23 protein-coding genes and 1 tRNA gene are annotated in these 24,424 nt (G+C 37.4%); 9 read left to right on the top strand and 15 right to left on the bottom strand.

The window, feature by feature from the left end; genetic code table 11:
- Position 1 precedes the first annotated feature (1 nt).
- From J0M37_07620 to J0M37_07555, 14 genes are all read right to left on the bottom strand, one after another.
- Positions 2 to 466 (bottom strand): hypothetical protein, encoded by a 465-nt coding sequence (locus J0M37_07620; GenBank protein MBN8584950.1) that lies wholly within the window; start codon positions 464 to 466, stop codon positions 2 to 4.
- Positions 467 to 484: 18 nt separating this feature from the next.
- A complete protein-coding gene (murG, locus tag J0M37_07615; GenBank protein MBN8584949.1) occupies positions 485 to 1,585 on the bottom strand; it encodes an undecaprenyldiphospho-muramoylpentapeptide beta-N-acetylglucosaminyltransferase in 1,101 nt (366 codons plus the stop codon).
- Positions 1,578 to 2,729: a cell division protein FtsW gene (locus J0M37_07610; protein ID MBN8584948.1), complete on the bottom strand. Its 1,152-nt coding sequence runs from the start codon at positions 2,727 to 2,729 to the stop codon at positions 1,578 to 1,580. Before J0M37_07610 ends, murG begins: the two co-directional genes overlap by 8 nt.
- Positions 2,730 to 4,088, bottom strand: coding sequence for a UDP-N-acetylmuramoyl-L-alanine--D-glutamate ligase (locus tag J0M37_07605; GenBank protein MBN8584947.1), 1,359 nt, complete (start codon positions 4,086 to 4,088; stop codon positions 2,730 to 2,732).
- Positions 4,089 to 4,103: 15 nt separating this feature from the next.
- Entirely contained in the window at positions 4,104 to 4,757 is a 654-nt protein-coding gene (locus J0M37_07600) for a hypothetical protein (GenBank protein MBN8584946.1), read from the bottom strand.
- A gap of 24 nt (positions 4,758 to 4,781) precedes the next feature.
- Positions 4,782 to 5,891: a phospho-N-acetylmuramoyl-pentapeptide-transferase gene (locus J0M37_07595; protein MBN8584945.1), complete on the bottom strand. Its 1,110-nt coding sequence runs from the start codon at positions 5,889 to 5,891 to the stop codon at positions 4,782 to 4,784.
- Between the two features lie 15 nt (positions 5,892 to 5,906).
- Complete coding sequence (locus J0M37_07590; GenBank protein MBN8584944.1) at positions 5,907 to 7,304, bottom strand: UDP-N-acetylmuramoyl-tripeptide--D-alanyl-D-alanine ligase; 1,398 nt, start codon at positions 7,302 to 7,304, stop codon at positions 5,907 to 5,909.
- Complete coding sequence (locus J0M37_07585) at positions 7,301 to 8,791, bottom strand: UDP-N-acetylmuramoyl-L-alanyl-D-glutamate--2,6-diaminopimelate ligase (protein MBN8584943.1); 1,491 nt, start codon at positions 8,789 to 8,791, stop codon at positions 7,301 to 7,303. Before J0M37_07585 ends, J0M37_07590 begins: the two co-directional genes overlap by 4 nt.
- Positions 8,792 to 10,894 carry a transpeptidase family protein gene (locus J0M37_07580; protein ID MBN8584942.1) on the bottom strand — a complete coding sequence of 701 codons (2,103 nt, stop codon included), beginning with the start codon at positions 10,892 to 10,894 and terminating at the stop codon, positions 8,792 to 8,794.
- 49 nt (positions 10,895 to 10,943) lie between these two features.
- Positions 10,944 to 11,258, bottom strand: coding sequence for a hypothetical protein (locus J0M37_07575; protein MBN8584941.1), 315 nt, complete (start codon positions 11,256 to 11,258; stop codon positions 10,944 to 10,946).
- Positions 11,259 to 11,285: 27 nt separating this feature from the next.
- Positions 11,286 to 12,167: a 16S rRNA (cytosine(1402)-N(4))-methyltransferase RsmH gene (gene rsmH, locus J0M37_07570; protein ID MBN8584940.1), complete on the bottom strand. Its 882-nt coding sequence runs from the start codon at positions 12,165 to 12,167 to the stop codon at positions 11,286 to 11,288.
- Between the two features lie 64 nt (positions 12,168 to 12,231).
- Positions 12,232 to 12,693 carry a division/cell wall cluster transcriptional repressor MraZ gene (gene mraZ / locus J0M37_07565; protein ID MBN8584939.1) on the bottom strand — a complete coding sequence of 154 codons (462 nt, stop codon included), beginning with the start codon at positions 12,691 to 12,693 and terminating at the stop codon, positions 12,232 to 12,234.
- A 221-nt stretch (positions 12,694 to 12,914) separates the two neighbouring features.
- A complete protein-coding gene (locus J0M37_07560; protein MBN8584938.1) occupies positions 12,915 to 13,673 on the bottom strand; it encodes a LysE family transporter in 759 nt (252 codons plus the stop codon).
- Between the two features lie 128 nt (positions 13,674 to 13,801).
- Positions 13,802 to 14,611 carry a hypothetical protein gene (locus tag J0M37_07555; GenBank protein MBN8584937.1) on the bottom strand — a complete coding sequence of 270 codons (810 nt, stop codon included), beginning with the start codon at positions 14,609 to 14,611 and terminating at the stop codon, positions 13,802 to 13,804.
- Between the two features lie 169 nt (positions 14,612 to 14,780).
- Between J0M37_07555 and J0M37_07550 the strand changes: the two genes are divergently transcribed.
- From J0M37_07550 to J0M37_07510, 9 genes are all read left to right on the top strand, one after another.
- Complete coding sequence (locus tag J0M37_07550) at positions 14,781 to 15,731, top strand: metallophosphoesterase (protein MBN8584936.1); 951 nt, start codon at positions 14,781 to 14,783, stop codon at positions 15,729 to 15,731.
- Between the two features lie 149 nt (positions 15,732 to 15,880).
- Positions 15,881 to 16,819, top strand: coding sequence for a ribose-phosphate pyrophosphokinase (locus tag J0M37_07545; protein ID MBN8584935.1), 939 nt, complete (start codon positions 15,881 to 15,883; stop codon positions 16,817 to 16,819).
- 279 nt (positions 16,820 to 17,098) lie between these two features.
- On the top strand, positions 17,099 to 17,518 hold the full coding sequence (locus J0M37_07540) for a YtxH domain-containing protein (protein MBN8584934.1): 420 nt from the start codon (positions 17,099 to 17,101) through the stop codon (positions 17,516 to 17,518).
- A 36-nt stretch (positions 17,519 to 17,554) separates the two neighbouring features.
- Positions 17,555 to 18,034 (top strand): DUF948 domain-containing protein, encoded by a 480-nt coding sequence (locus tag J0M37_07535; protein MBN8584933.1) that lies wholly within the window; start codon positions 17,555 to 17,557, stop codon positions 18,032 to 18,034.
- 125 nt (positions 18,035 to 18,159) lie between these two features.
- Positions 18,160 to 20,256 carry an elongation factor G gene (fusA, locus tag J0M37_07530; GenBank protein ID MBN8584932.1) on the top strand — a complete coding sequence of 699 codons (2,097 nt, stop codon included), beginning with the start codon at positions 18,160 to 18,162 and terminating at the stop codon, positions 20,254 to 20,256.
- 117 nt (positions 20,257 to 20,373) lie between these two features.
- Positions 20,374 to 20,883, top strand: coding sequence for an HIT domain-containing protein (locus J0M37_07525; GenBank protein ID MBN8584931.1), 510 nt, complete (start codon positions 20,374 to 20,376; stop codon positions 20,881 to 20,883).
- 104 nt (positions 20,884 to 20,987) lie between these two features.
- Positions 20,988 to 21,059: transfer RNA gene (locus J0M37_07520), tRNA-Glu, on the top strand.
- Positions 21,060 to 21,112: 53 nt separating this feature from the next.
- Positions 21,113 to 21,679 carry a DUF1543 domain-containing protein gene (locus J0M37_07515; protein ID MBN8584930.1) on the top strand — a complete coding sequence of 189 codons (567 nt, stop codon included), beginning with the start codon at positions 21,113 to 21,115 and terminating at the stop codon, positions 21,677 to 21,679.
- Positions 21,680 to 21,968: 289 nt separating this feature from the next.
- Positions 21,969 to 23,282 carry a hypothetical protein gene (locus J0M37_07510; GenBank protein ID MBN8584929.1) on the top strand — a complete coding sequence of 438 codons (1,314 nt, stop codon included), beginning with the start codon at positions 21,969 to 21,971 and terminating at the stop codon, positions 23,280 to 23,282.
- Positions 23,283 to 23,489: 207 nt separating this feature from the next.
- Here the strand turns inward: J0M37_07510 and J0M37_07505 are convergent, their stop codons facing one another.
- Complete coding sequence (locus tag J0M37_07505; GenBank protein MBN8584928.1) at positions 23,490 to 24,341, bottom strand: hypothetical protein; 852 nt, start codon at positions 24,339 to 24,341, stop codon at positions 23,490 to 23,492.
- Positions 24,342 to 24,424: the final 83 nt, after the last annotated feature.

The raw sequence follows: 24,424 nt of genomic DNA, 5'->3' as shown, positions 1-24,424 counted from the left end.
ATTATGCCTGCTGGTTTTGAGGCTGCTGTTTAATTTTTAAAAATTCGTTTATTAATTCTCCGCCGCGCTCAAAATCGTTGGCCCTTATTCTTAACTGCTTTCTTCTGTTCTTTAATTTTAATTTTATTATCCTGTATGTCATTTCTTCTTCGCGCTTTCTTCTTCTGCCTATTTTTACATTCACTATATCACTGAAGAGTACTTCCCTTTCACCAAACCTGTTTTTAAAAATTATCCTGTCATTTTTAAGAATAATTGTGGGTGCGCGGACTATGTTAATTATTACAATGAATAAAAATATTACTATAAATAATATCAGTATGTAAAATATCGGGTCATTATACAAAGCCTTAAAGCTTTCGCCCACTGTTCCCTTAATGAGTACGTATGCCGCAAAAAACAGCAGGTATATTACCAGTGACTGGTAATAAAAGTCCATTCTGTGTTTATGAATTTTTTCCTGCATAATTTTGCTGTTAATAAATCAATTTTTACTGTTATTTACCATTTCGGTAAGCATCTCGGCAATTTTTGAAGCTGCTTTTGTATCTGCCATGCCGCTGATGTTCATGCCCATATATTTAAGCTTATTATCATCGCTTAACAGCCGAAGTACACTGCTTTCAAGCTTTTGATTAAGATCTTTATCCAGAATAATTTCCGCGGCATTTTTTTCTGAAACCGCCCTGGCATTTTTTTCCTGGTGATTTTCAGATGCCTGCGGATACGGCACAAATATTGCCGGCAGCCCAAAGCATGCAAGCTCCATTATTGTTGAAATTCCCGAGCGGCATAAAGCCAGGTCACCGGCTGAATATGCTGCTGCCATGTTATCGATGTATTTCAGGACCTTTACATCTTTATTTGATGAAACTGCTGAATTAACTGTGTCATAATCAGTATTTCCGGTTTGCCAGATAATTTGCAGGCCGCTGCCGGTTAGATTTTTGAAACATTTCATCAGCGCAGAATTTATTGAATGCGCTCCCTGGCTTCCGCCGAATACAAAAAGAATTTTCCTGTTTCCATCAAGCCCGAAAAATGATGCAGCATCATTTTTCGGCATTCTTTTCATATTTTCTCTGACCGGGTATGACATTACAACTGTATTATCAATTCTTTTAAGAAGCTTTTTTGTACCTTCAAAATTCAAAATGACCTTATCAGCCTTCGGGGCAACTAGCTTTACCGTTACACCGGGATGAAAGTTACCTTCTTCTATTACATTTTTAATATTTAAAGCCTGGGCTGCCTTTAAAACCGGGCCTGATACAAAACCGCCTGTGCCGTAAACAAGCTCAGGAGCGAAATCTTTCAGTATTTTTTTGGAATCTTTCAGTGCTTTGAATATTTTAAATGTCGCTGATATATTTTTATAATTTAAACTTCTTTTAAAACCCGATACTTCTATTGTTTCAAGTTTGTAGCCGTTTGCAGGTATTATTCTTTCTTCTATCCTGCCTTTTGCGCCAATGAACTTTATTTCAACCTTGCTGTTCATCTTCACAAGCTCATCAGCAATTGCAATTGCCGGGTAAATGTGGCCCCCGGTACCGCCGGCAGCAAAAACAATCCTGTTAATCATTATTATTTCCTGCCATTGCCAGCGTTTCACGCAGCAAAGCCCCCTTGGGCTGTGTGCGGTAAGTTGAAATATTCAGCAGTATTCCCACCGCTATTGAATTAAAAATTATTGAAGTACCGCCGTAACTTATAAATGGCAGAGTTTGTCCTGTCGTGGGAATTATTCCTGTAGCTACCATCATATTTATTACGGCATTCATACCAATTATAATTGTAATTCCGAATGCCAGGTATCTTCCGAAATCATCGGGCAAAGATTTTGAAAGCTTTAAGCCCCTGAAAACAAATATCGCAAACAGGATTATTACTATCGAAACTCCCCAGAAACCATACTCTTCGCCTACTATAGAAAATACAAAATCATCGTAAGATTGCGGAAGGAAAAGATCCCGCTGTGTTGAATTACCGGGTCCAACGCCAAGGAACCCGCCGTTACCGAAACCAATAATTGCCTGTGAAAGCTGGTAGCTTGTATTGCCGCCAGTTGTATGTTCCTGGTAAGAAAATATTCTGTTAAGTATATACGGCTTGGATAAAATAAATAATATTGCAGCAGGCAGCATTGAAAGTACCGTAATAGCCATATGTTTCATTTTAACCTTGCCTACCCAGAAAAGCATTAAGCTTGAAATGAATATCACGCTGGCTGTTGAAAAATTCGGCTGCAAGGCTATCAACGCAACAACAAGCAGTACATACCCCAGCACCGGAAGATAACCGTAATAAAGATTGTTTATATAATCTTTTTTCTTTGCAAGAAGGTATGAAATATTTATTAAAAGAGCATACTTAACAAAATCAGCAGGCTGGAAGCTGAAGCCGCCAATATATATCCACCTGGCTGCACCTTTAGTAGTTTCAACACCTGCAAAAAGCAGGTACAGAAGCAGAATTACTGCTGCACCCATTAAATATTTCCTGAATTTGATCAGGTTCAGATAGCTAATCCTTGAAACCATGAAAATTAAAAATATACCAATTCCGGCTCTCATTAAATGATTGCGGAAAAGCATGGCGCTGTCTCCCCCGCTCATTTTAGCTGACCAGCTTGATGAAGCGCTGTATACCACCCCGAGGCTGAAAGTTATCAGCGCCAGTATCGGGATGAGTATCCACAGGTCTATTTTATTTATTCTGTGTTCCAATTACTTTAATGAATTTACAATATCTTTAAAAACCCTGCCCCTGTGTTCGTAATTATCGAACATATCGAAGCTTGCACATGCCGGGGAAAGCAGCACTACGTCATTGGAAATTGCATTTTGCCGGGCTTTTATTACAGCATCTTCCATATCAGCAGCCATAGTTACCGGCAGTATATCTTTGAAATAATCGTAAACTTTCTGTTTTGAATCTCCAATTGCAATAATATGCTTTACATGCTGTTTTACTTCTTTTTCTATCTGGCTGTAATCGTTTCCTTTATCCTTACCTCCGAGTATAAGTACAAGAGGCTCATTGAATCCTTTTAATGCATACCAGACAGAATTTACGTTTGTTGCTTTTGAATCATTATAATATTTTACGCCATCAAGCTCTTTTACGTATTCAAGCCTGTGCTCAACACCTTTAAAGTTCTCGAGCGTTTTTTTTATGTATTCTTTTTCTATACCGAAAATTTTTGCTGATATAACCGAAGCCATTGCATTATAAACATTATGCTCGCCCTTTATAATAAGCTTCTGAGTATCTATCACATTTTCTTCGCCCATATAATAATAATAAACCAGGTCCAGATTGTTCAGATAAGCGCCTTCCTGTGTTTCTTTTTTAACCGCATCAGTTAAGCTGAATGCAGTTCTGTTGGAGTGTACGCTCTTTGAAGAATTACGGACCAGCTCATCATCATAATTAAAAACAAAATAATCGCTTTCGTTCTGGTTTTCTGCTATTCTCATTTTTGATTCCAGGTATTTTTCAAAAGATTCATATCTGTCTAAATGATCAGGTGTTACGTTAAGCATTATTGCTATGAACGGCTTGAATTTCCTGATATTATCTAGCTGAAAGCTGCTTGTTTCAAGCACTACTATTGAGCTTTCATCTGTCTGCTCTACAATATCAGAAAACGCAATCCCGATGTTTCCGCATACAAAGGTTTTATAACCCGCATCTTTGAATATTTCACCTATCAGTGTTGTAGTAGTAGTTTTGCCGTTGGTTCCGGTTATGGCAATTACCTTACCTTTACAATACCATGATGCGGCTTCAATTTCACTTACTACTTCAATTCCCTTTTCAAGTGAGTTCTGTATTACTTTTGAGTTCTGCGGAACTCCCGGGCTTACAACAACTACATCTGCATCATATACTTTATCGGAATGAGCTCCGAACTCATGTTCAATTCCGTAATTCCTGATATTTTCTAGGATCTCATGATCTATCCCGGAAATGTCACCGGCATCGCTTAAGAAAACCTCAAAGCCTTTTTTCTTAAGCAGCTTTGCTGCTGCAATACCGCTTCTGGCTGCCCCAACAATAGTTACTTTTTTTGCTTTTTCCAGAATATCTACCAATTTTTACCTCGGGAAAGTTACACCAACATTTAAGCCAATACCCTGGTACCTTAAGTCATCAAACTCCCTTAAGTAATTGAAGTATTTCAGCTCTAATACAATATTAAAATCATAATTCCTGAAAAATACGGCGCCTGCTATCAGGTTTAATCCCAAACCGCCGCGAGCGGCTACACTTGTTTTATTCGGATCGTCCCTGTCTCTGCCGATAAAGTGAAGTCCGAGCCCGCCCCCTACAAACGGGTCAACTTCTGATTTGTTAGATGAACCGAGGAACGGATACATAACATTTACATCAAGCCCGATATCCGTAAAAGCCGGACTTGTTTTGAACCTGAACGGTATACTTATTTCAGCCCAGAAGCCATCACCCACATATTTACCGAATGCTTCAAGTGATATAAGCTGGTTTCCGTTGAAATCCCCCTGCAAAAAGAACATCCCTATCTTACCGCCGGGAACAAAATATATCTTCTTGGTGGGTTTCTGCATCAGTTTTGTTTTACCGCCTGCTGAATTTTTATCCAGTGAACTTAAATTCAAACCTGAATTATCAGATGACTTCAATTTAAGCTCACCAATTGAAAGTTGTGAAAATGTAATTCCCGTGAACAGGAATAATACTACCAGGGCTTTTGTGAAATTTGTTTTTTTCATAATTTTATCCTTTGTAATTAAAATTTATCTTATCTTAAATGTTGCAAAAGTCAATATAGCAAGGATGACAGCTACTATATAGAACCTCGTTACTATTTTCGGCTCAGGTATTCCGCTTAGTTCAAAATGATGATGCAGCGGCGACATTTTAAATATTCTCTTCCCTTCACCGTATTTCTTCTTCGTGTATTTAAAGTAATACCTTTGTAAAATTACTGAAAGCGACTCCGCAAAAAATATTCCGCCAAGTATAGGAAGCAGAAATTCTTTTTTTATCAGGATTGAAAGTGTTCCAATTGCTCCGCCGAGTGCAAGCGAACCCGTATCACCCATAAAAACCTGCGCAGGATAAGAGTTGAACCATAAAAATCCGAGTGATGCACCCACAAGCGCTGCGCAATAAACAGCAAGCTCACCGTTGCCGGGCAGGTAGATTATATCAAGATACCTGCTGAAGATCTCATTACCAGATAAATATGCTATCAACCCGATAGCGAGTCCCGCAATACCTACTGTACCGATCGCAAGCCCGTCCAAACCGTCAGTTAAATTCACAGCATTGGATGTTGCGGTTATAATGAATACCATCAGCGGTATGTAGAAGTATGAGAAATCAAATTCAATTTGTTTAATGAACGGTATTGTTGTAACTGAATTGATTTTATCAAATTCAGGTAAAAAATAGATCAAACAGGCTACAACTATTCCAAGACCTATCTGGTTCATAAGCTTATACCTTGCAACCAGTCCCTTTTTCATTTTTTTGAAAACCTTCAGGTAATCATCAATGAATCCAACAAGCCCCATCCAGATAGTTGCCAAAAGTATCAGCAGAATATATGTATTTTTCAGATCAGCCCATAAGATCACAGGTACCAGAATAGCGAGAAGTACTATAACACCTCCCATTGTTGGCGTGCCCGCTTTTGAAAAATGTGTCTGTGGTCCGTCATGCCTGATTTCTTCGCCAACATGCTTCTTCTTTAAAATCTTTAAAATTTTAGGACCTATCCAGAAGCAGATAATCATTGCTGTTATTGCTGAAAGCGCCGAGCGCCAGGTTAAGAACCTGAATACATCAAATCCCGGGGGATTAAAAGTTTTATTTATATATTCAGCTAAATAGTATAACATTCAAATAATTTTCAGCTAATTTATAATTGAAATATTTTCAGCAATGTCTTCCATTTTCATGGAGCGTGAACCTTTAACAAGAACAATATCACCTTTTTTGAGCGTGATATTCAGGTATGAAAGCAATGATTGCTTATCATCAAAGTAAAAATTATTCTTAATGCCCTTTGCGCCTTTAAAAGTTAAAATTGATTCCCTGCCATATGTCAGAAGGTTATCAAATTTCATTTGCTTAACAAGCTTTCCTGCAGCAAAGTGTTCCTTTTTTCCTGCGCTGCCAAGCTCAAGCATATCGGCAAGCACTATAAATTTGCTTCCTCCTGTATTATATGCCATCAGATTTTCAAGCGCAGCTTTAACGGAATCAGGGTTGGAATTATATGTATCATCAATGACCCAAACCCCGTTAATGCTTTTAAGCTGGTTGCGCCTGTTAGACTCAATTCTGTAACCGGCTATCCTTTTTTTGATGTCTTGAACCGGGACTTCGAAATAACTGCCAAGTGCAGCAGCACATAATGATGCTTTACTGCTTTGATAACCTATGTTATTTAATTGAGCTGCTATCTTTTTACCTCTTAAATTTATTTCTATAACCGGGAAAAACTTTTTGAATTCTTTTACCTTAGCTGTTACATCAGCCCTGCCGGTGAACCCAAAGCTGAATTTCTTGATATTTTTATATTTCCTGTATTTCCTTAGATACCTGTCGTCATTATTCAGGAAAAATGTTCCGTATACTTCACTTAAATATTCAACCAGCTCACCTTCTGCTTTTGCTGCGCCTTTAATATCTTTAAGGAATTCAAGGTGTTCTTTCCCAATATTTGTTATGATCCCGAACTGCGGTTCACAGATCCTGCACAGCTTATCTACTTCGCCAAAATGATTCGTGCCAACTTCAATCACTGCAATTTCGTGTTCTTCCCTAAGCCTGAAAAGCGTCAGCGGCACACCAATCTGGTTATTAAGGTTTCCTACAGTTTTTAAAACGTTGTATTTAGCTGAAAGTACTTCTGCGATAAAATCCTTGGTTGATGTTTTTCCGTTACTTCCGCTGACTGCAATTACCGGTATAACGAACTTATTTCTGTAAACCCTTGAAATTTCACCAAGCGCAATTTCAGTATCTTTTACAACTATAAAACATTTGTTTTTAAAAGAACGTTTTGTATTTTTTAAATTTTTCCGGTACCATTTTTCATTTACAACAGCACATTTGGTTCCTCTTGTAAACACATCATTTAAAAAGTCATGGCCGTCAAATTTTTCACCTTTTATAGCAAAGAACAGATCATTTTTACCGCATTTTCTTGAATCAATTGATACACCTGAAAATCTTTTTGCTGCTGCTTCAGAATTTACTACTTTAATGCCGCTGATTCCTTCAATATCACTTAACTGCAGTTTCATTTACCGTATTTTTCCGCTATTTCCCTGTCGCTTAAATGATATTTGATCCCTTTTATTTCCTGGTATGTTTCGTGGCCTTTACCTGCAATTAATATCACATCACCTTTTGAGCTTATCTCAATTGCTTTTTTTATTGCTGCTTCCCTGTCTTTTTCTACTGAATAATTATCGCTTGATATACCTGCTTTTATTTCTTCTATTATCTGCATCGGGTCTTCATCTCTCGGATTATCAGAAGTAATTATTACTTCATTGCTGCCCGAGGCTGCAATTTTTCCCATTTCAGGCCGTTTGATTCTATCCCTGTTGCCGCCGCAGCCAAAAACCGTAATAATTTTTCCTTTTGAACCGCTTTCATCCAGAATTTCCCTTATTGCTGAAATTGCTTTCTGCAGAGAATCCGGTGTGTGCGAATAATCAACAATAGCATCAGCGCCGTTGTTAAGTTTGATCCTGTTAAACCTGCCATCAACTGCATTAAATTCAGCGATATATTTTACAATATCTCTGTAACTTAAACCCATTGTTTTTAATGTCGCTACTGCTGCAAGAATATTATGAACATTAAAGCGCCCCGTTAACTTCGTATATATATTTATTTTTTCTATATCTTCTCCGTTGCGCGGAACCAATACTTCAAAATGCATCCCGTTGATGTTCATTTCAATATTTCTGGCTGTATATGTTCCGCAGCCAAAACCATACGCAATTCTCTCAGCTTCTGAATTTGAAACTATTTTAAAACCATACTCATCATTGCAGTTATAAATAGCAGCTGTCTTTATTCCTTTTTTCCCTATACGGTGCAATGAATCAAAAAGAATTTTTTTCGATTCAAAGTAATTTTCCATATCCTTATGAAAATCCAGGTGCTCCGGGGTTAGATTAGTGAAAACAGCTATATCAAAATCTATCCCGAACACTCTTTTAAGCTGCAATGCATGTGATGAAACTTCCATGATTACAGTTTCTACATCCTCAGCAGCCATTTCGCTTAAGATCCTGTTAAGCTCAATTGAATCAGGTGTAGTATGTTCTGTTCTTATAAATCTTTTATTGATAAAATTTCCGTTCGTACCTATAAGCCCTGTCTTTTTTCCTGCTGCCTGCAATACACTGTTTATTATTGAAGTAACTGTAGTTTTTCCGTTCGTTCCGGTTACGCCTATCATTTTCATTTTGCCTGAAGGATTACCATAAAATGCGCTGCTCATAACCGCCATAGCTTTGCGCACATCCTTCACTTTATGTATGCGGCTGTCAATAATATCCGGTTCTCCGTCTGTTATTACAGCTTTCGCCCCTTTTTCAAAGGCATCCTGTATGAATTTATTTCCGTCCGTTACAAATCCTTTCACAGCAAAGAAAATGTCATTCTGCTCAACATTCTTTGAATCCGCTGTAAGCTTATTGATAGTAAAATCAAAGCTTTCATCTAAATTCATTATTTCATTTTCTGTCTGTGTTATCATTTTGCTGAACTTCATTCAGAATTTTTCCGGTGAATCACAGTTTATAATAACTGTTTGGTTCTTCGCAAGCTGCGTTCCTGCTTCAGGCACCTGTACTGTAACTTTGCCTGAACCGTTCACTTTATAATCAACCCCTAATGTTGACATGATCTTTATACATTTCCTCACACTCATTCCGTGAAGGTCAGGCATCTTAATACTGTTATCTTTTGTATATTTATCATTTGCCCCTGCAGTAACAAGCTTTATCTTTTTTATCCCTTTTTCGTCAGTTATTGATTCCTGTGATATAACAATAGCATTCTTTCTAGGTCCTTCAACTTCGAAAGGCATTTCATTTTCATTCAGGAATTTTACTGCATCGCTGATATCAAAATTAACCAGGTTTAACGGGGTTTTATCAACCTTGTTATCACTTGTTAATACAACATCTGCGTTATATTCCGGGGCTGAAAATTCATGAAGCCCCGTTAAGTTGATGATTCTTTCAGAAATTTTTCTGAAGATAGGCGCAGAGACTTTTCCGCCGTAAATTTCACCGTTACCCGGAGCGTCCATAATTACCGCAACTACTATCTGCGGATTTTCAGCGGGAAAGTAGCCGATAAAAGATGAAGTGTATTTACTTTTAGAATATTTACCTTCAACCATTTTCTGTGATGTACCGGTTTTACCTGCTACTTTAATATTTTCAATATACGCATCCTTGCCAGTTCCTCTTTCAACAACGCCGACAAATAATTCTGTAAGCATTTTGGCTGTGTTCTTCGAGATCACATTTCTTATTTCAACAGGCTTATACTCTTTTAACAATGTACCGTCCGGAGCCAGGATCTTTTTTATAATAAAAGGTTTCATCATCATTCCGCCGTTAGCAACACATGCATAAGCATTAGCCATCTGCAGTGCTGTAACCAGCACTTCGTAGCCGATTGACATGTAGTTCAGTGTAACAGGTGAAAATTCCACAGGCTTTTTCAGCCTGCCCTTCATTTCTCCCGGAAGGTCAAGTCCTGTTGTGATCCCGAAACCAAAATCCCTGGCATATTTATAAAATTTTTCTTTTCCAAGCCTGTTAGCTACCTGTATTGTTCCAACGTTGCTTGATTGCTCAATTACCTGCTGGAAGGTTAAGCTGGCGAATTTATGAGCGTCTTTTATGTTCATATATTCGCCGCCGTAAGTGTTTATAACATCATATTTACTGAGTATACTTTCTTCAAGCGCAGCTGCGCCGGTAATAATTTTGAAAGTTGAGCCGGGTTCATACAGATCAGTTATTTCTGCTATTTTATCCTGGCTGCCTCCTTCTAGATTTATTGAATGCATTGCAAGAAGCTCACCTGTCTTGACATTCATAACAATAACTTTACCGCCTGCGGCATTGTTGATCTCAACACCTGCTGAAAGCTCTTCTTCCACTATCTTCTGAATGTTCATATCGATAGTTAGTATTACGTTATTGCCGTCAACAGGCTCCTGCCGGGGATATTCAACTGCGGGACGTTTTCTTCCCAGGCCGTCTTTCTGCATTACAACATAACCTTCTTTTCCGGAGAGCATTTCATTGAGCTCAAGCTCTATACCGCTCAGACCGTTGTTATCTATATTTGTATAGCCTACCAGCTGTGAAGTCAGCTTATCATAATTAAATATCCTGTTAGGCTCATTAAGCTTTATGACACCTGAAAAATTTATATCTTTAACCTGCGCTTCGTATCCCGGGTCAATTCTTCTTTCAAGCCATACAAAGGAAGTATTTTTTGTATTCAGCTTATCGAGGTAATAGTTCTTATCCTTTTTAAATATTCCGGCAAATACTGCCGCAACTGAATCCTTATTATCAACCATGTTAGGATCAGCGGCAAATGAATACATAATAATATTTGAGACGAGAGCATTCATTTTGCGGTCAAAAATAATTCCCCGTGAAGATTTAAGCGAGATCTTGCTTTCATACTGTTTTTTTGCCGCAAGCTGGTAACGTGAAGCATCAAGCACCTGGATATTAAAAAGCTTATACAGGATTATCAAAAATAATAAGGCAAACACACCCATAAAGATCGTTATTCTTCTGTCTGTGTTTGCCTTAATATTTGTGTTTGTTCTTTCCCGCATAACAATTCCGGCTATTTACCGGCACTTTTCTTATATTTTATTTATTTGCCTACTGTGTAATATCTTCCAGTTGAGACCTCTCTATTGTGATCTTTTTAGGTTTAATGTTTGAATATTGCAGGCCAAGCTTATCTACTGCAGTGCTTTTTATATTATCAAAATTAGTTAGCCGTTCTATTTCTGTCTGAAGATTGTTGTTGGAAGTAACGGTTTTGTTTATTTCAGTCCTTAAATTATTATTATCTACTACTACTGAATTTACTGCTATAATGTTGTTTACAAAGAAGACAATTATTCCGGCTGTTATGAACAGCATTATCATAAGGTTAAATAGCGATATTTTTCTTTGTTTCGGATTTCTCATTTCATAGTTTTTATTCGCTCTGAAATTTTACAACCTGTATTTATTTTTGCTTTTCTTAAATCCTGAACTTTTTTCTGCAGCTCTTAGCTTGGCGCTTCTTGACCTGATATTAGAAGCAATTTCTTCTTCTGAGGCTTCAACAGGTTTTTTGGTCAGAACATTCAGCATTTCATTGCCGCGAAAAGCGTTTTTAACAATCCTGTCTTCAAGTGAGTGATAAGATACAGCTACAATTCTGGATCCGTTATTTAACAGTTCAACTGAATCATTTAAAACTCGCTCAAGATTTTCCAGCTCATTATTAACTTCTATCCTTATTGCCTGGAACATCCTGGAAAGATCACTGTTCAAAAATCTCTGCGGCACCTTTTGCCTCAAAAGTTCAACAAGCTGGAAAGTTGTTTCAAACTTACTTTCACTTCTCTTTTCTGCTATTTCTGCCGCTATTTGCCTGTTATAACGCATTTCACCGTATTTATACAGTATTTCTGCCAGCTCTGCTGCAGTATATGTGTTCAGAACATCAGCGGCTGTAAGCTGCTGGTCTTTGTCTGCCCTCATATCCAGCTTTGTATCTTTCTGGTAACTGAAACCGTCTTCATAATTCAGCTGGTAAGATGAAAGCCCCAGGTCCATAACAATACCGTCTATTTTTTCCAATCCGGCTTCTGCAACTATCTTTTTAATATCGCCAAAGTTGTTTTGGGAATAAATTACACGGCTGCCGTATTCTGAAAGAACATTTTTAGTGTGCTCAATAGCATAAACATCTCTATCTACAGCTAAAACCTTTGTTTCTTCTGATGTAGCTTCTAATATTTTTTTGGTGTAACCGCCGCCTCCAAGTGTGCAGTCAACATAAACCCTGTTTACATCTTTGTTTCCGCCGGTATTACCCAGCAGATACATAATTGTTTCATTTAAAAGTACCGGCTCATGATAGAATTCTTCATTCAATTTCTGCCCGCTGTTTCTATTCGGAATTCCTGTTTGAATAAAGCTTAGTCATAACTTTCTGCATAACGCCTTCGTATGAATCAGGGCTTCCCTTCAGGTATTTGCTGTAATTATCGGGATTCCAAAGTTCAATACGTTCTAATTGGCCGATCAGCAGCACATCTTTTTTGATACCGGTAATTTCCTTCATTTCCTGCGGTATCAAAATTCTGTGCTGTGAATCAATAGTCAATTCATCTGCGTAATAGAACATCTGCCTTCTCATAAGTACTTCATCATCTGTATATGGATTGGTTGATCGTACGGTTTCGAGAACCTTCATCCATTCATTTGACGGGAATAACCATATGCAGTTATCTCTGCCAAGAGTAGCATTCAAAATACCATTGGCATCCGGCAAAATATGCTTGCGGAACTTGGCAGGAATAATTAATCTGCCTTTTTCATCAACGGTTGTATTTGCGTGCCCTTGAAACAATTAATTTTTTTTGTATTTTTGAGTTGTTTTGATTGGTTTAATGCTGAAAGTGAGGCGATATCCCAATTCCTCCACTTTCCTCCATTTTCCTCCACTACAAAAATACGAAAAAAAAACCATATGTCAAGGGTTTTTTCGCTATTTTTTCAATAATTTGTAAATTTAATTTTAAGGGTTATTCGGGTAATAATTTCTAATTTGGCTCGTGTTACTATTATATACTAGAAAATATCGAATATTGTACCTGTAGCTTTGCTGAATAAAAAAATTCCTAAAACAATTAAAACTATACCAGCATAAAAATTCAGCTTACTGATCGTATTTTTATTTATCCTGTGCTTATTGCCTGTAATAAGTTTTAACAAAAGCCAGAACCACAGAACAGTTCCTGAAAATGCGCCGACAGCAAAAAGAAAGCCGCCCAGAACGGAACTATCAAGAACTCCAAAGCTTTTTACATAGCCAACCAAAATTACCCAGGATGCCGGAAGTGTGATTGATGAAATGCAAAGCATCACCCCCATTAAAAATTGTCCGAAGAAATTTGATTCTCCCTGGGGCACATGTGATTTTGCCGCAAATTCTTTTGCCCTGCCTTTTGCTTTGCTTAAATGTTCAGATTCTTTGGCTTCAAATTTTTCAAGATCCAGCTTTGTGCGCATAATTTTAATTCCGTAAACAATTACAACTGCACATCCTGCATAAGTTAAAATGATCTGGATAGTATTAATATTACCGTTTATAGCCTGCTCAAAGCTTACAGGTAAAAAAGAAATAAACAGGGATATCCCTCCGAAAGCAATTATTGCATATACCATATCCATAAAAGCAGAACCTGCGGCAATAGCCATTCCGTCTTTTACTTCACCTTTAAATCCTTTTGATATAAGCGCAAAGGCTATAGGACCCAACGGAGGCACTGATACAATAAAACCCGTAATAATTCCTGCAATCAGCGAGTATAAAAGAGTATATATCATTAATTTACCTGTTAATCCGCAATTTATCTATTTCTGTTCATATAAAAACCAACAAAAAAGCCCCCCTGATATTACAATCAAAGAGGCTTTCTCAAAGTTCTATCAATATTAACAGTATATGTATTCTTTTAATCCTTGGTGATTTCCCTGCTCTCAAGGTTCTCATTAAGCAGCTCAAGTACGGCATCATGCACTCTTCCATTAGTCACAACTGCGCTGCCTGAATATATAGTATTGTCGCCGTTAATATCAGTAAACCTGCCCCCTGCTTCTTCAACACAAATTTTTACCGGAGCAACATCATAAGGCGCAACATGCGGATCAACCATTACTTCAGCTTTTCCGTTTATGATGTAAGTATGCCCGTGGCAGTCACCAAACCCGCGGTCATAATAAACATTGTGCACAAGGTTTACAAAATTCTGCCTGTATGGTTCACTGAATATATAATTCAATCCCCCATGCAGCATGTATGAATCACTTAATTTCTTTACCTTGCTTACTTTCATCTTTTTACCGTTCATATAACAGCCTTTCCCTTTGGCGGCAATATAGAATTCCTTCAATACAGGCATTGATATTACACCAAGCACAACTTCACCCTGGAATTCCAGTGAAAGCAATGTTCCCCAGAAAGGATATTTCCGCATAAAGTTTTTGGTGCCATCTATCGGATCAATTATCCATTTAAAATCCGAGCTCTTATCAGAGCTGCCGTGCTCTTCTGCGTGTATGCTGTGCTCAGGGAATTTTTCCTTAATTCTGCTGAGAATAAAATTTTCTGCCTTTATATCCGCTGCAGTAACAGGTGTCAGATTTTCTTTCACCCTGTACTTAATTTTTTTTGAATAAAACTTAAGAGTTATCAAATTTGCTTTTTTAATTGTCTTTTCAGCAAATTCTGTTAATCGTTCTAATTGTTTATTTTTCAGTCCCATATATTATTAAAAATAACCCATTATTATTAAATCGACGTTAAATCTGAATTCAATCTTAATTAAGTTTAAAATCACATTGTAAATATTAATAGTTAGCATACATCAGCCTAACAATTACCTAACAAAAATAGCATAACTTTGAATTAAAAAGCATACTTAAAAAACATCAATGAAAATCGCACATATTTCAGATCTTCACCTCGATGTAAACTATAATAAGCAAAATTACTCCAATACCCTGCTATTAATTGATTACATTAATAGTAACAGCTTTGATCATGTGATAATTTCAGGTGATATTACTGAAAATGCAGATCCTGGTTCTTTTGAAATTGCAAGAAATATCCTTAAAAAAGCGGGATTACTTGAAAAAGATAAATTAACTGTTGTAATTGGTAACCACGATATTTTCGGCGGCGTTCATCTTGCGGAAGATATAATTAATTTTCCGGGTAAATGCAGGAAGACAAATTTCCACAGCAAGGTAAATGAATTTGTATACTACTTCAGGGAATCATTTGAAAAGAACATAAATCCAGAAGGAAATCCATTTCCGTTTATTAAAGAGCTTGATGAAATAGTTATCACCGGATTCAATTCAATTTCCGGGTATTCAGTTGTGAAAAATCCATTTGCTTCAAACGGAAAAATATCAAAGCACAAAATGGATTTTGTGCTGAAAAAGCTGGAGCAGAAAAATTTCAGCAATAAAAAATTAATTGCTGTAACCCACCACCACTTTAATAAAGATCTTGCCGATAGTTCACCATCATCTGCAGCAATGTGGCTTGCAATAGAAAAACAAACCATGAAGCTTCGCGGAAAGAAAAAAATTATAAGGAAATTTTCGCAAATGGGAATTGAATTGGTTTTACACGGCCACCAGCATGTAAACAGTGTATATTCAAGGAACAATATCAGGTTTGTAAATGCCGGTGGTTCAATATTAGGTGAAAATTTTGGAAAGCTTTCTATAAATGAAATTACCGTTGAATCCGGCAAAATTTCCAATAATTTTATTTATTTAGATAAAAAATTAATGCCCGAAAATGCCCAAACTATAAAATTCAACACTAAGCCATCATATTACATAAGTTCAAAAGAGATCTGCCTGAATTAATTCTCATCTCCCTGCAAAAGTAATTAACTTTATTTCCACAGATTTAGCTTCAAAAAACAGTTTTTGTGCATTCCTTTCTAATTGATTATACGGATATTAATTAATAAATTTGTGTATTCCACAAAACAATCCGAAAACACAAATACCTAATGGCAAGATCTGAGATACAGATTTTTTCAGGAAGAAACTCTAACTACCTTGTAAAACATATATGTGATTATTTAGACCTGCCTCTTGGCAAATGCCGTATTGTTAATTTTTCAGATGGTGAGATCTGGGTAAAATATAACGATAATATCCGCGGTAAGGATGTATATATTGTTCAGTCAACCAACCCGCCTTCAGATAACCTGATGGAACTGCTTATCATGATAGATGCTGCAGTTAGAGCATCTGCGAAAAGAATTACAGCGGTAATCCCTTATTTTGGATACGCAAGACAGGATAGAAAAGATATGCCGCGTGTATCAATTACAGCCAAACTGATAGCAAACCTGCTGACAAAGGCTGGAGTTGACCGTATTATTACCATGGACCTGCACGCACCTCAATTACAGGGATTTTTTGATATTCCGGTTGACCATTTATACTGCTCAGTTCTGCTTCTCAAATATTTCAAAAGATTAAAGCTTCGCAACCTTGCGGTTGCTGCTCCTGATGTTGGAGGCTCTAAACGCGCACGCGCCTACGCCAAAAACCTTGGCGCTGAGCTTATTTTAATTGATAAACGCAGGCCAAAACCAAACGTCGCCGAAGTGATGAATATAATTGGTGATGTAGAGGGTAAAAATGTTTTGATCGTTGATGACCTCATAGATACTGCCAATACTTTTGTTGCAGCAGTTGATGCCTTAAAAAAGCACGGTGCTAAAGATATCTATGGTGCTGCTACACACCCTATCCTTTCAGGGCAAGCGTTGCAGCGAATTGAAGACTCCAGCCTGAAAAAGCTGGTTATAGCAAATACCGTTCCTCTTAATATCAAATCCAAAAAAATTGAAATACTCGATGTTTCCCGTCTGTTCGCTCACGCGATATTAAGGAACAATGAAAATCAGTCAATCAGCGCACTGTTTAAAGTAGAATAATATTCAAATTATATTTTAGTATGATAACAAAAAGGGTGAAGTTAACTTCACCCTTTTGAATTATTGTTAATTCTTTAATTTAAAATTCAGACAAATATTGTAAAAAATTCAATTTTTCCGAACTTTTTAAGCAAAATTTCCGTTTAAATTAATGAAAATAGTAAATTAAATTACATTGAAAATAGAGGGGTATTTTGCTATTTTTCAACAATCAAAAAACATAAACACTATAATTCCCAAACAAAAATGGGTAAAAAAATTAAATTGGAGGATTACACTATGTCAGAAGAAAGAGGCGTAGCTAAAGGTTTATTCCTTGGCTTTTTAGCCGGCGGAATTGTTGGCGGCGTTTTGGCTCTGTTGTATGCGCCAAAAAGCGGTAAAGAACTTCGTCAGGATATTAAGAACAAGAAAGACGAAATGCTTGATGATGCAGAAGAATATCTTGATATTGCAAAACACAAAGCTCAGGATATCATTAATGAAGGCAAAAAGCGTTCAGAAGAATTAATTTCTGATGCAAGAAAAAAAGCCGGCAACTTACTTGAAGATGCCAATAATATTCTGAATGTTGCGAAGGAAAAAACATCAAATTCCTACGAAACAGCAAAAAGCAAGATCGTAGATGAATCAGCAAAGGTTAAAGATGCAATTAAAGCCGGTGTTGATGCATATAAAGAAGAACGTAACAAGTTATAACAACAAAGCGCATTTATAAATTTAGAAGGCAGTTAAATGCAGGAATTAGAATTCATCTCTGGCATTGCCGTAATTGCGCTGTATGTTGCATTGATAGCGCTGGTAATATACCTCATAAGGGCATTAAAACGTATTGTCAGCGCTATCGATAATATCAACAGCACAATTGATAATATCGAAAGCAAAGTAGATCACATTACCACAAAAACCGAACCTTTAATTGAAAACTCTCTTCTTATTACAAACGATATCAAAGAGATATCATCTAACCTCAAAATTCAGTCGGCAAAAATTAACGGAATAGTTGATACTGTAAAAGATACAACCGATTCTATTGTTGAATTTGAGCAGAAGGTTCAGAAAGAAGTTGAAACCAATGTTTTCGACGCGTTAAATATGGTAAATGCTGTATCTAAAGGGATAAGACAATTTTTAAACGTTCTCTCAGGCTCAAAAAATGGTTCATATTCACGTAAAAAAATTCGTGAATACGAATCTGAAGAGGACCTTTTTTAATTTTATTCCCGTTAAGTATTTAATTATTTGAATTTACAGGATTTTTACACAGTATAAATCATTTTTATATACTGCAAAGCCTTTTACAGTATATAAACACAATTAATTAGAAGGGGCAGAATATTTTGGGTAACATTACACCGGAAAAAATCAGGAACGTCGTAATTGCAGGACACGGCGGTTCCGGAAAAACAATACTGGCTGAATCAATTTTATATACCAGCGGCACGCTGAACAGGCTCGGGAAAATAGAAGAAGGCTCCACTGCCTCTGATTACAGCAAAGACGAAATTTCAAGAAAGATCTCCATAAATTCTTCAGTTTTAAACACTACTTGGGAAGACCATAAGATCAACATTATAGATACACCCGGATACACTGATTTTACCGGTTCGGTAAAATCTTCTATGCGTATCATGGATACTGCTTTGATCGTTGTAAACGCTTCAGAAGGCGTAGAAGTCGGAACTGAAATTGCCGTAAATTATGCAAAAGAATACGGCATTGAAATTTGTTTCGTTGTTAATAAGCTTGATTACGAAAAATCAGATTTTGACAGCACATTGGCTCAATTAAGGGAAAACTACGGAAGCCATGTTGCAGAGCTGCAGTTCCCGGTTAACCAGGGATTCGGTTTTGATAGTATTGTGGATGTTCTCAAAATGAAGCTGCTTAAGTTCAACCCTGACGGCAAAGGCGAATATACAGAACATGATATTCCCGATGCACTGAAAGAAAAAGCAAACGCTCTGCACCAGGAGCTTATTGAAATAGTTGCCGAAGAAGATGAAGAATTAATGAGCCGCTTTTTTGATGAAGGCGGAACACTTACAGAAGAAGAGCTTATAGAAGGCCTTTCAAGGGAAATAAAAGCTAAAAAAATATTACCGGTGCTTTGCACTGCGGGACTCACCGGCATTGGCGTAAAACCGTTGACTGAATTCATCTGTAAATACTGCCCCAGCCCGCTTGATGCAGCGCCGTTTATGGCTAAAAAAACAGGCGGTGATGACTATGTTGAAGTTTCGCCTGATCCGAACGGTGCGCCTGCTGTATTTGTTTTTAAAACCCTGAGCGAACCGCATGTTGGTGAAATGTCATTTTTCAGAGTGCTCTCAGGCAGTGTAGCTGCCGGTATGGACTTGACCAACCAGAACAGGAATAAAGTTGAGCGTTTAACACAGATTTTCCAGATGAACGGCAAGAACAGAAAAGATATGTCAACTGCCGTTACCGGTGATATTGGCGCTGTTGTTAAGTTAAAAGATACACATGTTAACAATACATTAACAGGCAAGGGTCTGAATGTTATGATTGATCCTATAATATTCCCTGAAGCATTGATAGAACAGGCTCTCAAATCTAAGCAAAAAGGTGATGAAGATAAGATCGCCTCCGGGCTTTCTCACCTGCACGAAGAAGACCCGACATTCCTTTTCCATTTTGATCCTGAGCTTGGGCAGACAATTATTTCCGGTCAGGGTGAGCTTCACCTGGCAATAATTATTGCAAGGCTCAAGGAAAAATACGGTGTTGAAGTAAACATTGTTCAGCCAAGAATACCTTTCAGGGAAACAATTAAAGGAAAAATTGAGGATGTTGAATACAAGCACAAAAAACAATCCGGCGGACACGGCCAATACGGTCACGTTCATTTAAGGCTTGAACCTCAAAAACGCGGCGTTGGATTTGAATTCGCCAATGAAGTTGTTGGCGGAGCAATTCCTACAAAATTCATTCCCGCAGTTGAAAAAGGTGTTGTTGAAGCATTATTGAAAGGTCCCGTAGCGCACTATCCGGTTGTTGATGTAAAGGTAACCGTTCATTTTGGCTCATACCATGATGTTGACTCCTCAGAAATGGCATTTAAAATTGCCGGCGCACAGGCGTTTAAAAAAGGATTCCTTGAAGCCAAACCTGTACTGCTTGAACCCATTTATGAAATTGAAGTTACTGTTCCGGAATCATTCATGGGTGACGTAATGGGCGATATTTCATCCCGCAGGGGCAAGATATCAGGCATGGATTCCAGCGGTAAAATGCAGATAATTAAAGCGGCTGTTCCGCTATCTGAGCTTCATGATTATGCTACAAAGCTACGTTCAATTACCCAGGGCCGCGGTATATTCAAACGCCGCTTTTCACATTACGAAGAAGTGCCCAAAGAAATTGAAGCAAAAATTGTGGCAGAATCCCAGAAAGAACAGGAAGAAGCTCATTAAAATAATTTTCTTTTCCCGGGATATTTCCCGGTTATTTTCATCAATTCAACCCCGCTTTTTTAAAGCGGGGTTTTTTAATATCAGGCATTTAAATTTTAAATCAATTATTTTTGATTTATGGAAAAACTCTGGTCGCCTTGGCGCTCACAATACATTGATACTTTTAAAGAAGAGCCAAAACAAAATTTGCCCGGCTCTTTATTTACACGAATTTTGAATGAAAATGATGACAGGAAAAATTATCTCCTGTATCGCGGAAAAAATGCCTTCATTATAATGAACCTATACCCGTATAACAGCGGCCATTTAATGATAGTACCATATAAAGAAGCCAAAGATCTTACAGAGCTGGACGATGAAACACGGCTTGAAATGTTTTCTTTGCTTGATCTTGGAATGCAGGCTCTAACCGAGGTAATGAAACCTCATGGTTTTAATATCGGGGCTAATCTCGGAAGGGTTGCAGGGGCGGGAATTGAAGACCACCTGCATTTTCACATTGTCCCCCGCTGGAACGGCGACACCAACTTTATGCCTGTACTGAATGATGTTAAGGTAATTTCAGAAGAAATGGGAAAAACATATGAAAAGTTGAAGGTTGTAATTGATGCACTGATTAAACAATAATTTCACTCCTTCCTCGTTTCACGTTTGACGTTTCATTTTTGACATTATTTCCCCCCTTTTAAATATCTAATATTTTTCGTAAATTTGTAATTCTGTTGAAAAACGCTCCCATCGACTAGGGGTTAGGTCATCACTCTTTCACAGTGGAAACACGGGTTCGAATCCCGTTGGGAGCGCAAAAAAGCCTCAAAATTTTAAAATTTTGAGGCTTTTTTATAAACTTTAAAATATGGAAAAACTTAAATTATTTATTGTCCTCTTAGGAGGATACAACAAAGGCGACTTGCTGGAGTCCCACAACCTGTTTATCGGCGTTGGCAGTGATCTTGAATCATTGAAACCCCAAATGAAAAGTTCATGGCCTGCTGCAACGCATCTTGATGCTTATATGGTACTGAACCATGCAGATGGCTATGACATTTTGGTAAAAGAAGGTAAGCCACCGGAAAATGCTTCTAAAGAATTTCCAATGCTGGTCATTGGAAATATCGGCTATTATAAGGAAGGACATTTTACGGAATTCCATAAATTAATGCCGTTTGTTTTGAAAGATGCTTCTGACAGCATTAACGAAAAGCTGAAACGTGACCCGGATTTTTCGGAAGGACAGGCTCTAAGCGAAGCAACACGCTCTCATCTTGATGATAAACATGTCATTTCAGCATTTGATGTTGACGATGTAATAAATGTGCAGAAAAACATTCCCGGTTACATTATAGAGCTGATTCCAGCAGAAAAACCTAAGGAAAACCTGCTGAAGCTGGGTTACCAGTTTACCGATCTGAAGAAAATGTAGTATCTAACAGAAAGCACAATTTTGCCTCAATTTTAAAACACAAAACCCCGGGTTTTGTGTTTTTTTTATGCTGTAAAATTTACATTAAATTCAGACTTTTTTATTTTGCGACATAAATACCGATAAAAACTCAAATTTTTTCTAATTTCAGAGATTTTCCTCTTATTCTCTTAAACGAATATGGGACAATTTGCAAAATTTCTCTTTGAACCAATTACAATTTTTAAGCAATTTATCAGTAAATATTATAACTGTGATTATCTATTGATAAAATCAAAAGGAGGAATTTTTGAAAACTATTCATAATTTTTCATTAGTATTAATTCTGCTGCTTGCAGTATTTATTAGCAGTTGTTCTGATAGCAATGATACTACTGTTACGCCAAATGATCCGGGCAGCGGTAGCGGGGTCACTCAAAGTGTTACTTCAGAGCAACGGCAGAATATTGAATTTAATGGTTTCAGAATGGAAGTACATGTGGGTGATGTACCGCGCAACAGCAACGGAACAGCAGGTACTGTAGCGTTTTCTTTGAATACATCTTCAACAATTGAATCCGGAATTCCACCTGTTCCATCCGGATTTACAGTTATAAGCTCATACTTAAAAGCGGGTCCGGAATCGTTTAATCTGAATTCTCCTGTTCAGCTATTTTTTCCCGCAAGTTCTGAAAACTCACCTCAGGATCTTGCAGTATTAAAATATTCCGAAGCAACCCAGGAGTGGAAACTGATTCCCACTTCAGCACTTGATACTGTCAACAGGAAAGTAGGAATTGATCAGCTTTCACTGGGTTACTATGTACTTACAAAACAAACCCTTCTTGATAATTCTTCAGACTTCAGGCAGGGCGGAGCAATGTATGATTGCCCGCCGGAACCGTTCATGAATTACATATTGACAGTTCAAAGCGTTTCACCCGAAAAACCTTCAATACTTAGTCAGTATAGCGGTGGATTGATCGGCCAGGCATATATGAATCCTATATTTTTAGGCTGCCCCATGGGAAAAACAAAAGCAATAGTTCCTCAGGGTTCAATAAGTTTTTGGGTAACAAGAAGTAACTGCCAGGCAAATCCGCCTGTAATTGAAACATACAGCATACCTGCACCCGTAACAGTACCAGACCCGCTTGTATTTAACGGCTGGTCAACTTACGATGCTCAGGTATATGTCCCCTTCTGTTTGCCTGCAGGCGGTTCCTGGGTTGCAGGCAGACCTGAAAATTGGCCGCAGCCAACCGTTCCGGTTGGTACAGGAACTTTCCAGGCAACATTAACATGGCTAAATACTGCTTCAAATGCGGCAGATCTGGATTTGCATTTATACGGACCCAACAACCTGCACATTTTCTGGAGCAATACAACCAGCCCTAACTTTGCTTTGGATAGAGACTGGCAGTCGCAAACCGGTAATGCTATAGAAAATATTTTCAGCACTGCTGTTACTATCCCCGCCGGTAATTACAGAGTTAATGTTGAGCATTTTTCAGGATTTGCCAAAAGCTTTAACTGCAGGGTAATAGTTAACGGCAGCGTCACAAATTATTCGGGCAACCTTGGGGGAGGTTCAGTCGACGTGCGAACGTTCACGATTCAGTAATAATCAAATAAATTTTAATAACCGTAGGCAATATAACGTTATTTTCATGAATACAAACTTTTTGGTAAACTAATTCGGTATATTAAATGAGAATTTAACGTGAAATAACTCAGCAATACTTTAAAAATAAATACTGCCTCAATAAAAATTTATTGAGGCAGTACTTTTAATATAAACAAAATTATTTTATTCTTTTGAGATCAGTTATCAGTATTTTCTGTAGTAATATTCCTTTTCCTTTACACCAAGATAATAATTAAAACCTATGCCGAATGAACCCCAGGCAAACTGCCTGTAACCGGAGTATAATTGCCCGTTATTCACTTTCTGATCGTTCAAATTAAGCTCAAGCGGATTATCGGAACTACTGCTTTGCTTCAGCCAAAGATTTGCATGGGTAAACTTGAGACCGAAGCTTAAACCTACATTTTTAGATAATAAAAATTCAAACCCCGAGTATATATTCAGCCCTAGCCTGAAAGCAGGATTTATACTGAGCTCCCTGCTACCAAGAGTATCTGTAATTTTTGCATTACCTGAAATTACGCTGCCTATCAATCCTATTCCGGCAAATGCTCTTAACTTTAAACCGGGATTAAAATTATCCTCTATCCCTACCCCGAATGAATACACATCATATTTAACAAAATCCTGCTCCTTTTGATCTGCAAATACTTTATTGAACTTACTTGTAAACCTGTTATACATTAAAGATGAAGTAAGCCTTAGGTTGCCCGCTTTATGCAAAGGATATTTAGCAGTTATATTACCGCCAAAGCCATGTCTTACTCCAAAATTCTTGCCATAAATAAATTGATCTTTATTAAGATCACCGTTATCATTAGCGGATAGCTCAAAGACACCGAAATCATAATCTAATGAAAACTGTAATGTCAATACGGGAGCATTTCGGATAGTAAGCTTGAAATAATCATGTTCATTCGTCAGTGATGAATCATCGGTGTTAGTGAAGCGGCCTGAATGAACATTCTGGGATAGTGGATGGAGGTTTGATAAAATTAAAAAGAATAGGATAAATGATCTGTATATAGTGATCATAATACCTCCCGGGAATATTTAAATGATTTTAATTTAAACCTTAGTAGTACAAAAATAATATATAATTAAACTGATTGATATAT

It is taken from the genome of Ignavibacteria bacterium (assembly GCA_017303675.1).
Classification (GTDB): Bacteria; Bacteroidota; Ignavibacteria; order Tepidaquicellales; family OLB5; genus OLB5.
This window is presented reverse-complemented; position numbering and strand designations above follow the sequence as displayed.

Excerpts from the sequence above, each read along its gene's own strand:
- J0M37_07535 (MBN8584933.1), top strand. The coding sequence starts at position 17,555 with ATGCAGGAATTAGAATTCATCTCTGGCATTGCCGTAATTGCGCTGTAT.
- J0M37_07590 (MBN8584944.1), bottom strand. The coding sequence starts at position 7,304 with ATGAAACTGCAGTTAAGTGATATTGAAGGAATCAGCGGCATTAAAGTA.
- J0M37_07545 (MBN8584935.1), top strand. The coding sequence starts at position 15,881 with ATGGCAAGATCTGAGATACAGATTTTTTCAGGAAGAAACTCTAACTAC.
- J0M37_07505 (MBN8584928.1), bottom strand. The coding sequence starts at position 24,341 with ATGATCACTATATACAGATCATTTATCCTATTCTTTTTAATTTTATCA.
- J0M37_07560 (MBN8584938.1), bottom strand. The coding sequence starts at position 13,673 with ATGATATATACTCTTTTATACTCGCTGATTGCAGGAATTATTACGGGT.
- J0M37_07515 (MBN8584930.1), top strand. The coding sequence starts at position 21,113 with ATGGAAAAACTTAAATTATTTATTGTCCTCTTAGGAGGATACAACAAA.
- J0M37_07585 (MBN8584943.1), bottom strand. The coding sequence starts at position 8,791 with ATGAAGTTCAGCAAAATGATAACACAGACAGAAAATGAAATAATGAAT.
- J0M37_07540 (MBN8584934.1), top strand. The coding sequence starts at position 17,099 with ATGTCAGAAGAAAGAGGCGTAGCTAAAGGTTTATTCCTTGGCTTTTTA.
- J0M37_07595 (MBN8584945.1), bottom strand. The coding sequence starts at position 5,891 with ATGTTATACTATTTAGCTGAATATATAAATAAAACTTTTAATCCCCCG.
- J0M37_07575 (MBN8584941.1), bottom strand. The coding sequence starts at position 11,258 with ATGAGAAATCCGAAACAAAGAAAAATATCGCTATTTAACCTTATGATA.
- murG (MBN8584949.1), bottom strand. The coding sequence starts at position 1,585 with ATGATTAACAGGATTGTTTTTGCTGCCGGCGGTACCGGGGGCCACATT.
- J0M37_07555 (MBN8584937.1), bottom strand. The coding sequence starts at position 14,611 with ATGGGACTGAAAAATAAACAATTAGAACGATTAACAGAATTTGCTGAA.
- J0M37_07525 (MBN8584931.1), top strand. The coding sequence starts at position 20,374 with ATGGAAAAACTCTGGTCGCCTTGGCGCTCACAATACATTGATACTTTT.
- J0M37_07600 (MBN8584946.1), bottom strand. The coding sequence starts at position 4,757 with ATGAAAAAAACAAATTTCACAAAAGCCCTGGTAGTATTATTCCTGTTC.
- J0M37_07620 (MBN8584950.1), bottom strand. The coding sequence starts at position 466 with ATGCAGGAAAAAATTCATAAACACAGAATGGACTTTTATTACCAGTCA.
- J0M37_07580 (MBN8584942.1), bottom strand. The coding sequence starts at position 10,894 with ATGCGGGAAAGAACAAACACAAATATTAAGGCAAACACAGACAGAAGA.
- J0M37_07550 (MBN8584936.1), top strand. The coding sequence starts at position 14,781 with ATGAAAATCGCACATATTTCAGATCTTCACCTCGATGTAAACTATAAT.
- rsmH (MBN8584940.1), bottom strand. The coding sequence starts at position 12,167 with ATGTATCTGCTGGGTAATACCGGCGGAAACAAAGATGTAAACAGGGTT.